13 protein-coding genes are annotated in these 12,286 nt (G+C 44.5%); 7 read left to right on the forward strand and 6 right to left on the reverse strand.

What is annotated here, in order from left to right; genetic code table 11:
* Positions 1 to 15: 15 nt before the first annotated feature.
* The 5 genes from ACZ439_RS20640 (at position 16) to ACZ439_RS20660 (ending at position 6,467) form a co-directional block, all read left to right on the forward strand.
* Entirely contained in the window at positions 16 to 1,200 is a 1,185-nt protein-coding gene (locus ACZ439_RS20640; protein WP_127607213.1) for an acetyl-CoA C-acetyltransferase, read from the forward strand.
* A 15-nt stretch (positions 1,201 to 1,215) separates the two neighbouring features.
* The gene (locus tag ACZ439_RS20645) at positions 1,216 to 2,772 is read left to right on the forward strand and encodes a class I adenylate-forming enzyme family protein (protein WP_141334208.1); all 1,557 of its coding nucleotides are present in this window, start codon (positions 1,216 to 1,218) and stop codon (positions 2,770 to 2,772) included.
* Positions 2,773 to 2,867: 95 nt separating this feature from the next.
* The gene (locus ACZ439_RS20650) at positions 2,868 to 3,278 is read left to right on the forward strand and encodes an acyl-CoA thioesterase (RefSeq protein WP_054797147.1); all 411 of its coding nucleotides are present in this window, start codon (positions 2,868 to 2,870) and stop codon (positions 3,276 to 3,278) included.
* A 497-nt stretch (positions 3,279 to 3,775) separates the two neighbouring features.
* Positions 3,776 to 5,380: an ABC transporter substrate-binding protein gene (locus tag ACZ439_RS20655; protein WP_464620099.1), complete on the forward strand. Its 1,605-nt coding sequence runs from the start codon at positions 3,776 to 3,778 to the stop codon at positions 5,378 to 5,380.
* Positions 5,381 to 5,657: 277 nt separating this feature from the next.
* The gene (locus ACZ439_RS20660; RefSeq protein WP_464620100.1) at positions 5,658 to 6,467 is read left to right on the forward strand and encodes a pentapeptide repeat-containing protein; all 810 of its coding nucleotides are present in this window, start codon (positions 5,658 to 5,660) and stop codon (positions 6,465 to 6,467) included.
* A gap of 403 nt (positions 6,468 to 6,870) precedes the next feature.
* Here ACZ439_RS20660 and ACZ439_RS20665 read toward each other — a convergent pair whose 3' ends face one another.
* The 3 genes from ACZ439_RS20665 to ACZ439_RS20675 form a co-directional block, all read right to left on the reverse strand.
* The gene (locus ACZ439_RS20665; RefSeq protein ID WP_054799706.1) at positions 6,871 to 7,065 is read right to left on the reverse strand and encodes a hypothetical protein; all 195 of its coding nucleotides are present in this window, start codon (positions 7,063 to 7,065) and stop codon (positions 6,871 to 6,873) included.
* Between the two features lie 228 nt (positions 7,066 to 7,293).
* Positions 7,294 to 7,617 (reverse strand): hypothetical protein, encoded by a 324-nt coding sequence (locus ACZ439_RS20670; protein WP_155613801.1) that lies wholly within the window; start codon positions 7,615 to 7,617, stop codon positions 7,294 to 7,296.
* A 60-nt stretch (positions 7,618 to 7,677) separates the two neighbouring features.
* Entirely contained in the window at positions 7,678 to 7,962 is a 285-nt protein-coding gene (locus tag ACZ439_RS20675) for an AbrB/MazE/SpoVT family DNA-binding domain-containing protein (RefSeq protein WP_258313384.1), read from the reverse strand.
* Between the two features lie 250 nt (positions 7,963 to 8,212).
* On the opposite strand from ACZ439_RS20675, the gene ACZ439_RS20680 reads away from it, so the two are divergent.
* Complete coding sequence (locus ACZ439_RS20680; RefSeq protein WP_054799707.1) at positions 8,213 to 8,416, forward strand: cold-shock protein; 204 nt, start codon at positions 8,213 to 8,215, stop codon at positions 8,414 to 8,416.
* A 133-nt stretch (positions 8,417 to 8,549) separates the two neighbouring features.
* Complete coding sequence (locus ACZ439_RS20685) at positions 8,550 to 8,822, forward strand: HU family DNA-binding protein (RefSeq protein ID WP_127610806.1); 273 nt, start codon at positions 8,550 to 8,552, stop codon at positions 8,820 to 8,822.
* Between the two features lie 116 nt (positions 8,823 to 8,938).
* Here the strand turns inward: ACZ439_RS20685 and ACZ439_RS20690 are convergent, their stop codons facing one another.
* The 3 genes from ACZ439_RS20690 to ACZ439_RS20700 all read right to left on the reverse strand — a co-directional run bounded on the left by ACZ439_RS20690 (position 8,939) and on the right by ACZ439_RS20700 (position 12,123).
* Positions 8,939 to 9,733, reverse strand: coding sequence for an MBL fold metallo-hydrolase (locus ACZ439_RS20690; RefSeq protein WP_464620101.1), 795 nt, complete (start codon positions 9,731 to 9,733; stop codon positions 8,939 to 8,941).
* A gap of 409 nt (positions 9,734 to 10,142) precedes the next feature.
* Positions 10,143 to 11,570 (reverse strand): amidase family protein, encoded by a 1,428-nt coding sequence (locus tag ACZ439_RS20695; RefSeq protein ID WP_464620102.1) that lies wholly within the window; start codon positions 11,568 to 11,570, stop codon positions 10,143 to 10,145.
* Positions 11,485 to 12,123 carry a hypothetical protein gene (locus tag ACZ439_RS20700; RefSeq protein ID WP_464620103.1) on the reverse strand — a complete coding sequence of 213 codons (639 nt, stop codon included), beginning with the start codon at positions 12,121 to 12,123 and terminating at the stop codon, positions 11,485 to 11,487. Before ACZ439_RS20700 ends, ACZ439_RS20695 begins: the two co-directional genes overlap by 86 nt.
* Positions 12,124 to 12,286: the final 163 nt, after the last annotated feature.

The following is a 12,286-nucleotide window of genomic DNA, read 5'->3' on the forward strand; positions in this document are numbered from 1 at the left end:
GGGAGATGAGAAGCGATGGATAACAATACCGATATCGTTTTGCTGGAAGGCGCACGGACGGCGTTTGCGGAATTTTGCGGCTCGTTTCGCGATATTTCCGCAACTGATTTAGGGGTTGCTGCGGCCAAAGAGGCAATCAAGAAAGCGAAGATCGAGGCGGAAGAGATCGACCAAGTAGTGTTCGGTAATGTTCAGCAATCGAGCCGGGATGCCCACCTGTTGGCGCGCCATGTCGGTTTGAAAGCGGGTCTTCCCATCCCGGTCCCGGCCTTGACGATTAACCGCCTGTGCGGAACCGGCCTGGAGTCCATTCTTACCGCCGCCCGATATATTCTCACGGGTGAAGCTAATGTGGTCCTGGCCGGAGGAACGGAAAGCATGAGCCAGGTGCCGCATGTCATCCGGGGCACCCGCTGGGGCAAGGCGTTAGGCGCTCCTGTGATGGAAGACTGGTTATGGGATGGACTTTATGACACATACGGCGAGTGCACGATGGCCGTTACAGCAGAAAATCTCGCCCGAAAGTATGAGCTTTCGCGCGAGGAGATTGATCAGCACGCGTTGTCCAGTCATGAACGTGCACTAGCTGCAATCGAGAAAGGCTATTTTGCCGAAGAGATTGTCCCGGTTTCCGTGCAGGATAGGAAGGGAATTAAAATCATTGATACCGATGAACATCCGCGAAAAACGAGTCTGGAGCAATTGGGCAAATTGAAGCCGCGCTTTATCGAAAATGGGGTCGTGACGCCCGGGAATGCAAGCGGGATGAATGACGGGGCGGCAGCTGTCATTGTCGCATCGGGAAGCTACGCCGCCCAAAAAGGATTGAAGCCCATCGCGCGCCTGGTCTCTTGGGGAGTCGTCGGGGTCGATCCGAAATACATGGGGATCGGTCCGGTTCCAGCGATCCGGCAAGCTTTAGAGAAGGCGGGTATGACCATAGATCAACTGGATTTGGTTGAGATCAATGAAGCCTTCTCCGCCCAATATTTAGCTTGTCAGAAGGAACTGAACTTCGATCCGTCGATCGGTAATGTGAATGGAGGGGCTGTTGCCCTGGGGCATCCTCTAGCCGCCTCGGGAACTAGAATCAGCTTGTCTTTACTCTATGAACTGGGCCGCAGAGGGAAAAAATACGGGGTATCCTCCGTATGCATAGGTGGAGGCCAAGGGATTGCCGCCATCTGGGAAAGACTCTAGAGGGGGAGTCGTTAGATGTCCGGCAGTCAATGCGAATTATTAAATGTATATCAATTATTGGAAGCGTCCTCTCAAAAGAGGCCTGATAAAGAAGCCGTATACGATCGAACCCGCAGGCTAACCTATGCCGAGCTGCTGCAGGAAACCGACCGGATCGCCGCCGCTTTGGACGCGAAGGGAATTAAACAAGGCGACCGCGTGGGGGTAAGCTTGCCCAATTGGCATGAAACCGTTGCGATCTATTTTGCCGTTGCCAAAATCGGGGCCATCCTGGTCCCGTTTAACACCAAATATCGTTTGCACGAAGCGCAGCATATCATCAAGGATTCAGGAATCAAGCTTCTCTTTGTTAGCGCCGAATTCGACGAGCAGGTTGGGGTCGAATCCGTTGCTCCCCTGGTTCAGGGTGTGGTTTCCGTCCGCTTCGACAAGGAGGGCATCATTTCTCTTGAAAGCCTGATTGAACAGGCGGGGAACCATGTACCTGCGTTAGTTGAAATTGACCCTGTGCGCGATGTATTTTGTGTTCTCTATACTTCGGGAACAACCGGCTTTCCTAAAGGAGCCATGCTTACCCATCGGGGCATGGTCTGGTCGGGCAGAACCATCGGAGAGAGTATTCATAGCAGCCCGGAGGATGTTTACCTCATTCCTGCTCCGCTTTTCCATATTTTTGGCATGGGAATCAATCTGTTTGCGGCGATTTCGATGCAATCGAAAATCGTGCTGATGGACGTTTATAAAGCCAAAGAGGCGTTGGAGCTCATTCAACAAGAAAAAGTAACCGTTCATCATGCGGTGCCGACGATGTATATTCTTGAATTAAATCATCCCGATTTTGCAAGCTATGATTTGTCTTCTTTACGGACAGGGGTTGTTGGCGGAGCTCCGTGTCCTGCGGAAACGATAAGGGCGATCAAGGAAAAAATGAGGATGAACATTTGCAACTCCTTCGGCATGTCCGAAATCGGTTCATTAACGATTACAGCCTATCAGGACACGGAGAAAAACATTCATGAAACGATAGGCAAAGCGATTCCCGGAGCCGAAGCCAAAATTGTTAATGACAGCAGGGAACCGGTTCCTTTTGGAGAAGTTGGCGAAATCGCTTGCAGAAGTTTTGGAGTGATGAAAGGCTATTATAACAATCCGGAACAAACGAGCCAGGTCATCGACCAAGACGGATGGTTTTATACGGGAGATCTGGGGGTTATGCAGCCGGACGGCTATATTCGTTTTGTGGGACGCAAGAAAGAGATGATCATTCGCGGCGGATATAACATTTATCCGGGAGAGATTGAAGAAATCTTGTACCAGCATCCGAAAGTGCTGCAAGCCGCGGTCATCGGACTTCCCGATCCGGTGATGGGGGAAATTGCTTGCGCCGTCATTAAGTTAAAAGCGGATGAACAATCGTCAAATGAAGAAATGCTGGCATACGTTAAACAGCATTTGGCGGATTACAAGGTTCCCAAGCAAGTGGTGTTTACGGAGAGTCTGCCAGCTACAGCAAGCGGAAAAATTCAAAAGTTAAAATTAAAAGAAGCCATATTGAAACAAGCAAGTCATTGAGTTACATGTACAAATAAAGGCGCTGAAATGAAAGCGTTTTATCCCCGGAGAAGAGTGCTCCCTATGGAACAGGGAAAGTTTAATCGGAGGCTGCCATGTATAAAAGTGTTTGGGAATTTAAGGTTAGATTCGCTGAAACGGATGCGGCGGGCATTGTCTACTATCCGAATTTCTATAAGTGGATGGATCAGGCTTTCCATGAGATGTTTGCAGCCATCGGGTTTCCTACAAGAAAGCAGCAAAACGAGAGTCTGGGAACTCCGCTAGTTGAAGCTCATTGCCAATTTCGCCGGCCGCTGAACTTCGATGATTGGGTGAAGGTAGTATCCGTGGTGTCGGAAGTGAAAAACAAAGTGTTTAAGATCGAGCATACGTTTTATCTCGGGGAGAATCTGGTTGCGGAAGGCTACGAAATTCGGGCTTGGGTTTCCTTGAATGGCGGTAAGCTGAAGGCCGAGCCGATTCCCGAGGAGCTCCGGCAAAGACTACTATCGTCCAACCTGTAGTGACATGCGTCTGCTAACAGTACGACTGCAGATCATAAGTCCATAGTATCGTTGTAAGGAATGAAGGCTGCCGCGAGGCAGCCTCTTTGCGCTGCAAAAGTAGATACAACAATAAAATTAAAAAAGCACACATATTCATAAAAAAAACACACCAATTTCACAAGTAATTGAAGTAACATACGAATAGGTCCACCATAAATCCAACGAAAGGTTTTGCCTCGAACCCATTGCCGCTAGTAGATGTTGCTGTGTATCCGCTTCAAAATGTAAGCGCTTTATACACGTTCGATGAGATCGCTTTGTCCCGCTGGATCGAAGAGGCTGCGCGTACTGCCGGCATTACCTTGATTCTCGCCATGTTGCAAAATCCCCCCATTTTCTAGCCGGAGAGGAGGTTCTTGCTGTCTGTTGAACGGTGTCTGGGTTAAGATTGGCGGTAACAGCATATCGGAACCGTAAATCCACAGAAAACTTAAACCGAAAGAGGGAACGTTCAAATGGGAAAAAAGTCAGGAGTGGCTCAGCTTATCTATGCCAGCCTCACAATTTGTCTGTTGATCTCCGTGGTACTAGCCGGATGCACCAAAGAAACCAGTAAGCAAGAAACTTCTAAACTGGAAGCATCGAATGATCTGAAGAGTTCAGAACCGAGCCATGGGGGCACGTTAAGAATGATTTGGGTCGACAATATTACCAATATCGGTTATCCGGCCGATCAACGGGTATCCTCCAATTTGTACTTTGTTCAGCCTGTGTTTGAAACGCTTGGTCGCTATGACGAAACAGGAAAGATTACACCGTGGTTGACAGAAAGCTGGCAAACCGATCCCAAAATGAAAACGATTACTATTAAATTAAAGAAGGGGATCAAGTTTCACGATAATACCGACTTTAATTCGGAAGCCGTGAAGTGGAATATCGAAGAATACCAGAAAGCAAAGCGAGCTGAGGTCAATGGTATACAGTCGATCGATGTTATCGATGAGAACACCGTTCGACTGAATCTTGTAGAATGGAATAACAGCTTGCTTGAATCTGTAGCCTATTACGTCAAGATGGCATCGCCCACAGCTATTACAAAGAATGGTAAAGAGTGGGCCAACAACAATCCTGTAGGTACGGGGCCTTTCAAGTTTGTGAGTTGGGAGAAGGATGTTTCCTTAAAGTTTAAGAAGAACGAAAACTATTGGCAAAATGGCAAGCCTTATTTGGATGCCATAGAGTACTCCCTTATTTATGACAGAAACACGGCAGCAATTGAATTTAAATCTGGAAAAGCTGATGTTTTTACGCAAATGAATGCTGATGATTATATCGAGTTGGAGAAGTCAGGAAAATATGTGACCCGCTCGGATGAGAAGATAGCCGGGGCCTTAGTAGGTGTTGGGCTAATGTTTGACAGCGCCAATCCTGATTCCCCGTTTGCCAATGTGAAGGTTAGGCAAGCGGCTATGCATGCAGTCGACTCAAAGGCAATTGCCGACTCGGTCTTGAGAGGATTAGCTGTCCCCACGAACCAATGGAATAACTCTTCGCACCAGTATTACAATCCGGATGTGAAGGGATTTCCTTACGATCCGGAAAAAGCGAAGCAATTGCTGGCGGAGGCAGGGTATCCGAACGGCTTCAAGACGAAGATCACAACGGATGCACCTAGGGTACAAGAAATGACCGCTATTCAAAGCTATCTTGCCAAGGTAGGTATTGATGCTCAAGTGATCAGTGTGGATACTCCGAAGTGGGTCGCTCTGATTGGAGATAAGTGGGACGGGATGGTTATGAGTTATAGAGTGTTGTCACCTAGTACGATAGTCCAGATGAACAGATTGTTGAGCAAGGACGCAGCACTTTATGCGAAAAGCATCATCCACCCGGATAAGGTAGAAAAGCTGCTGGCTGATGCAAGAACCGCGCCTGATTTTGAATCCTCAAAAAAAGCAGTTCTTGAACTGCAAAAAGTAGTCTTTGATGAATACGCCATTAGTTTCCCAACGTTTAGTCTGATAAATGGTATCGCCTTTACACCTAAAGTACAGAACCTCGGGATGTTTACAACCAATGCCTTGGATTGGAATCCTGAAGATACGTGGATGAAGAAGTAATTGGTGAATCTGGGCATGCAGCTTCCGGCTTACCCTCGATGCTGTACATACTTTGACGCTGTCATCCAATTCCTGTAAAACGAGATCAACAGATCCCACCACGCCTCTTAACAATGCGTACCAAGGTGGGCCTTTTTATTTTACGGAGGATAAGTATGGAGCAGTGTACTGCTGGATTGTGAGCTTTTAAAATGAACAGATTTAAGTTATTATTGATTGCAAAATTAAATTATATTTTATTGGCTTTATAATAAGAATTAATTTAGGAAGTGGTTTTTTGAATAGTAAATTGCAGTCTGACTGTGAAAATTGTTTTGGGTTATGTTGTGTGGCATTACCCTATACAAAATCAGCAGATTTTGCTTTTAATAAAGAAGGCGGGGTCCCTTGTCGTAACTTGTGTCCAGATAATCGTTGTAGCATACATGAACATCTAAGAGATAAAGGTTTTCATGGGTGTGTTTCCTATGAATGTTTTGGTGCAGGACAACATGTTTCACAAGAAATTTTCAAAGGTAATGATTGGCGAAGGAATCCAGAGTTATCAAAGGAAATGTTTGCAGTATTTCCTATTGTTCAACAGTTGCATGAGATGCTTTGCTACTTAAGTCAAGCTTTAGATTTAGAAGAAACTCAACCCATCCAGAATGAATTGCAAAGCGTTTTTGATAAAACTTTATCTCTAACTAATCTTAATCCGAAAGATATTCTAAATTTAGATGTACCCGCCCACAGAGAAATCGTGAATAATTTATTACTCAAAACAAGTGAATTAATTCGAAAAGAATTCATTCAAAGTAATAAGAAAAGCAAGATACGCAAGGATTTTATAGGTGCGAATTTAAAAGGTGCTAACCTACGAGGTATGAATTTAAGAGGGGCATTGTTGATTGCATCTAATTTGAGGGGGGCTGACTTAAGAAAAGTGGATTTTATTGGTGCAGACTTAAGAGATGCTGATTTATCAGGTGCAAATCTTACCGGATGTATTTTTCTTACTCAAGCTCAAGTTAACTCGGCTAAAGGTAATAAAGATACTAGATTACCTCATTACTTAAAAGTTCCTGCTCATTGGTCAGAAGAGTAATATGCGCCTTGAAAATATGGATACAATCATTCGGGAGTCTGACAGGGTCGCGCAGGTTGCGAGTAATTCGAGAGCCATTTTGGATGATCTGGAACGTGATTTTGAAGCCGTTACCGGGTTAGACAGTCTGGATGTAAAATTTCTTTTTTTTTTGCAACGGCTCTGCAGTGTGCCAGACAGTACTTTTTAGCGAATGACAAGTTTAGATTTGACAAGGCAGCGGATGGGGCAAAGTTTATGCGTAAATTAGTTCCCAAAAGCTATGAACACATTTTACTTGGGTCGGTCCCTTATGATGCCATTAGAAAGTACGAGGGCTTTGAAGGGCTGAATACCGGAATTAGCGGGGCGAATCACCGATATACGACTTTAGGGCACGACCCTTTAGCATCCCATTTAGTGCTTATCTTACCTTAAAGCCGAATTCCTTTTTGAGGAAATAATCGCCAGCGATAAAAACGGCGTCAATATCATGATTTTTAATAAACCCGCCGTAATCAATACATGTATTTCCGCGCCAAACTGAAACCGGTACTCTCAAAAACATGGCGTTATCAAAATCGATTTGATGGTCAAGCCATTGATTTTGTGTGAACAAGATAGATCACCTCATGTCATTCATTGTTTTGAGCTGCACAAAGAAAAAAATCACACCTTATAAAATGTATCCCTTTAATTCCGCGATACGTTTTATAGGGCATGACTTAGTTTTCCATATAAACCAATAATTTATTATATCACAGATCTTAGATGAAATCTAGGATCTCCAAATGGTCCAACTGAGTAGTAACTGACCATCCCATGATTAGCATGGAGAGGTGGCGCATCATACCGAAGGTTTTTCATTGACCACTTTCACCTTGAAAATGTTGCCCAGCTTGCCATCAAACCGTTTGTTCAGCGGATTTTTCATATCCCTTCCCAACTCGCGAAAAAACATGTCCACTTCCACAGATTTTGTTTGCACCAGCACATTCAGAACACCCGCGGAAGCGATATCCTGATTCTCGTCGAGGGGCACCGAAGTGAGCACCATATACTTCTTCGTTAGTGTTTTCATATGCCTTGTGAAGGACTCGATGAGCTCATGGTTTTCGAATTCATTGATCGCTTGCTGTCCCTGTGGCGTAAACCATAATTCCACCTTCATGTTTATCTTTCCTCCCAATCCTTAATTCCGAGAAATCTCTGATCTTCGCTTCTTCATTTCTCATACCTGTTTCTTATCCCTGGGCTTGCCCCAGGAATTCTCCTGATTTGTTTCCTGTTTATTTTCAAATTCCTGTTTGGAAATCCCCTGATTTCTAGCACCCCTTGCCATGGTCAGCTGAAAATCATTGAGCGCAACCAAGCTGGCTTTGGTTATATAGGCTCGTCCATTTTCCTCTATAAAAAGAATACGATCCCCCGCATCGACTTCTAATAATTCACGAATGCTCTTGGGAATGGTGACTTGTCCTTTACTGCTGATTCTGGAAATTTCCAACTTATTCACCCTTCTTTTAGTTTCCTGCGATTTAGATATTTGTATAAGCTTGGAAAATTTAAGTTCTTTACTTTCTTTACTTTCTTTACTTCAATTCATTATATCCCTATTTATTCAAAATGTATATTATTTTCATCGGACCGAATATGAGGTTGCGCCTCAAATAAGGACATTTTATGATGGAATTATTTTCAAGGTATAATTTTTTTTATTTTACGGAAAATGATCATGTTACAAATTTGTTTTTGGAGGAACTACAATGCAAACAGGTACAGTAAAATGGTTTAACGCTGAAAAAGGTTTTGGTTTTATCGAAGTTGAAGGCGGAGACGACGTATTCGTTCATTTTAGTGCGATCCAAGGTGACGGTTATAAATCGTTGGATGAAGGTCAACGTGTTCAGTTTAATGTGACACAAGGTAACCGCGGACCGCAAGCTGAGAACGTTACGAAAATTTATTAAGATGCGCATCAAGCTGCTCCTAACGTTGTAGGAGCAGCTTTTCTTTTGTTCGAGTTGACCCTCTAGAGTGATGAAAGGGGCATGTACTGTTGTGTAATGGAATATAATATTAAAATGAAGCGAGGTGTTAAGAATGAATCGAGACGATTTAATAGAAAAAGTCGCAAAATCAAGCGGTTTTTCAAAAAAGAATGCAGAAATGGCGGTTGCCTCTGTGTTGGATTCGATTTTTGATGCTTTAAAACAAGGTGAAGACGTTCAGCTCCATGGTTTTGGTAATTTTGATGTACGTGATCGTGAAGCGCGTATGGGAAGAAACCGTAAAACAGGTCAAGAAATAGAACTGCCTGCTGGTAAAGTTCCGGTTTTCTCAGCAGGAAAAGCTCTGAAACAAGCTTTAAATTAAAAGTGTACGGGTAAGCAGGGAAATGAATTAACCCTCACAGATGATCTGTGAGGGTTATATTGGGGCGCTTCACGTAAAACCTGGATAAATGACTCTATCACCTGCAATTTCTGACCTTATACCAACTTGTATACTTTTCCTTGCTGTAATAAACGGTAGGCACCAATCTCTTCGCTTGGATTCTCCGTACTGTCACTATAGGCTGTGTCTGCATAATGGCACAGGAGCGTTTTCCGTTGAAAATCCTCTGGTAGTGTTAACAAATCAGCAATCGGCGTGTGAAGATTACGAATGTTTCCTCCTAATGCTTCCGTTTCGCCGAACCATGCATCGTGGATGATTAAATCGCACTCATTAAGCCAAGCAATTAAATTATGATCAAATCCTGTATCCGGGGCATAACCAAGCTTGAAATTACCAAAGTCGAATTTGAAAGCTAGCGTTCGCGGGACGTGACGCGTGTAGGTATAGCTGACTTTGAAGTCCCCGAAATCATGGAAATGATCAATCGGAACCGGGTCAAAAAACCAGTCAAAGTTAGCAAGCCCGCCTCCTTCACGCACAGAAGGCTCAAGTGCTGGACGTAAATGAGACCAAATGTCTTGAAGCAGCCAGTCTGGACCATAGAGCTTAACGGGGTTCTCGGTCTTGTAATACTGAAAGTATGCGAGTTCCTCGAGTCCGCCGACATGGTCTGCATGCATATGAGTAATGAACAGCTCGCGATAACGATTAAGCTCGAGTTGCTGTTCCCCGTTCTCATTGTTATAATGAAACATTTTTCCTAGATAAGCCGGGCAGTCAATGAAGAACTCACGACCGTCCACGTTGATTAAGCAGTTCACAAAAAAATGTCGCGCAGTGAAGGCATCTCCGACGCCAAGTGGATAAAGTGTTACCGATTGTGCCATATTGTTACCTCCATCTCTTAGTTGTTTAAATTAAACCAAATCCAAAAATCAAACTAACCTCCATTGAGGAAGCATACAACCTCCAAATGAAAAAAAGCCTTCTTAACTCTCATGAAAATACGAGAGAAGAAGGCTTCCATCCATATGGTCAGCATTCCTATGAAATTACTTTGTTTTATAGTTAGTAATTTAGCATATACGAGCGCGGTTGTCAAAGAAAATTCTTGTAATAACAGCTACTCTGCTGTTCTAACCGACTCCAATCCTATGCGAATATTGGGATTCATGCTCGATGTCTTCGCTATACTCGTCCATAATATGGGTGCGCCCCCGTTTAAGCTAAGTTAGCCTAAATCGGGTGCGCTTATGAATTAAAGTTCTTAGTCTAGATGGGGCAACAATAACCCGCTTACGGCGTCAATTCCGGTGCTTTACGGTGATGCGTGTTCTGTTCGAAGGAATAGGCTAGTTTGAGCAATGTCGCTTCACTAAAGGCACGGCCAAAGAAGTCCATCCCCACTGGCAAGCCATCCGAAGTAAATCCTGCTGGAACTGTTACGGTTGGCCAGAAAGTAAAGGAGCTGAGTTTAAAACCTTCACCAATATTTTGATACTCTTTCATTTGAGTATTGTCAATTTTAACCGGCGGGTTTGCTGATGTCGGGAAAATGAGTGCTTCCAGCTGGTTGTCCGCCATCATTTTAAGGATGGCTTCTTGCGCAAGCTTCGTTCGATGAAGCAAAATATCTTTGTACTCTTCAGAATTCAATGATTCACGACTGTTGCGCTGCTGAAGCATTTGCTCGTTGGAAGGGTGGTATTTTCCTGCTTTGATGATATCATCCAAAGAATGGAATGGCGCTTCTGCACCAAGGGATTTTAAATAATCGTTGAAATTGAATTTAAATTCCCAAGCGCTTAAACTTCCGTATTTGTTTATTTCGGCGAAGTTTGGAATTTTCACATCGTCTACAATAATGGCTCCTGCCTTCTTCATATCCTCGATCGCTTGATTCATTACTTGGTTAACTTCGGGATTCGTACCGAAAACTTCGCGGACGATACCGATGCGGGCGCCTTTCAAACCTTCCTTATCAAGGTATGCTGTGTAATCCTCAGGGACAAAGCCGACACTCTTCGCCGTTGAAACGTCATTAGGATCGTATCCCGCTGTGGCGTTCAGAATTAAAGCGGCATCCTCGACAGAGCGGGCAATCGGGCCTCCTGTATCCTGCGCATGAGCAAGCGGTGCAATGCCGTCAACGCTGGAAAGCCCAACCGTGGGACGAATGCCCACAAGACTATTGAATGAAGAAGGTACGCGTATGGAACCTCCGGTATCAGTCCCCAGTCCTACAGCTGCAAAATTGGCTGCGATGGCAGCACCCGTGCCGCCGCTTGAGCCGCCAGGTACACGAGTGAGGTCATACGGGTTTAATGTCTGCCCGCCAAGAGAGCTTACAGTCGTGTATCCGAATGCAAATTCATGGAGATTCGACTTCGCCAAAATAATCGCACCGGCATCTTTCAGCTTTTTCACTTGTGCTGCGTCATCCGGAGCCATCGCACCTTCAAGGCAAATACATCCGGAAGTAGTTGGCATATCCACTGTATCGATATTATCCTTCACAATAATGGGGATGCCATGCAATGGTCCCCGAGGCCCTCTCTCGGCACGCTCCGCATCAAGTGCCTTTGCAATATGGATCGCCTCAGGATTTAACGTAAGGATCGCATTCAAGGCAGGTCCCTTATCGTCGTATTTTTCGATCCTGGTTAAATACTGCTGTACAAGCTCCTCGGATGTCAACCGGCCGGATTCCATCGCTTTCTGCATCTCTGTTATGGAAGCCTCGGGAAGCGTGAAAGGAAGTAAGTATTTGTACACTCGATAGGCGAGTACGGCTGCGTCTTCGTTGGTGAGTGGTTTTCCATACCCGAATGATTGGGAATGATATGCCGTTCATCAATTCCGCTTGTCTGACATTTAGAATTGAAGACTCATATGGACTGTTCTGAGGAATATCGTTGTAAACGAATTTCTTGGCATAAGGAACTTTAATGATTTTATCAAGCAAGGAAGCCGCTTTCTCGCGGGAGAGAGACTCCTCAGCTTGTGAAAGAGTCATGTCCAAGGATGCTCCGGCGGCTTTACTTGCGGCAAACAGTGCATCGTTGAAATCTTTTTCCGTTACAGCAGAATAGGAACCGGCCTTTTCCTGGAGTGCTTTAGGAATCCAGTTTTGCGCTAAAGCTTCCTTTACTTCGGACGATTGGACGGAAGCGATGGGTAGAGTAGCGACTTTGGGCGCTGCATATGCAGACAAAGATCCGACTACAAGAGTTGCCGCAGTACAGGCCGAAAGAAAAACATACTTAAAGTGTTTCATCATTCTACCTCCAACAAAATTATGTATACGATTACTAGAAAGTAAATATAAGAAGTTCCTGATAGATCGTAAAATAGACGTAGTTTGGATCATGTGATATTTTCGCGAAAATGATAGATGTTCGACGTAGTAGTAGTTCAACTAAGTGTTATATTCATAACTT

Source organism: Paenibacillus sp. JCM 9796 (assembly GCF_055379675.1).

Bases quoted from the DNA above. Each gene is read 5' to 3' on its own strand.
- ACZ439_RS20640 (WP_127607213.1), top strand. From the start codon at position 16: ATGGATAACAATACCGATATCGTTTTGCTGGAAGGCGCACGGACGGCG.
- ACZ439_RS20645 (WP_141334208.1), top strand. From the start codon at position 1,216: ATGTCCGGCAGTCAATGCGAATTATTAAATGTATATCAATTATTGGAA.
- ACZ439_RS20650 (WP_054797147.1), top strand. From the start codon at position 2,868: ATGTATAAAAGTGTTTGGGAATTTAAGGTTAGATTCGCTGAAACGGAT.
- ACZ439_RS20655 (WP_464620099.1), top strand. From the start codon at position 3,776: ATGGGAAAAAAGTCAGGAGTGGCTCAGCTTATCTATGCCAGCCTCACA.
- ACZ439_RS20670 (WP_155613801.1), bottom strand. From the start codon at position 7,617: ATGAAGGTGGAATTATGGTTTACGCCACAGGGACAGCAAGCGATCAAT.
- ACZ439_RS20680 (WP_054799707.1), top strand. From the start codon at position 8,213: ATGCAAACAGGTACAGTAAAATGGTTTAACGCTGAAAAAGGTTTTGGT.
- ACZ439_RS20685 (WP_127610806.1), top strand. From the start codon at position 8,550: ATGAATCGAGACGATTTAATAGAAAAAGTCGCAAAATCAAGCGGTTTT.
- ACZ439_RS20690 (WP_464620101.1), bottom strand. From the start codon at position 9,733: ATGGCACAATCGGTAACACTTTATCCACTTGGCGTCGGAGATGCCTTC.
- ACZ439_RS20695 (WP_464620102.1), bottom strand. From the start codon at position 11,570: ATGCAGAAAGCGATGGAATCCGGCCGGTTGACATCCGAGGAGCTTGTA.
- ACZ439_RS20700 (WP_464620103.1), bottom strand. From the start codon at position 12,123: ATGAAACACTTTAAGTATGTTTTTCTTTCGGCCTGTACTGCGGCAACT.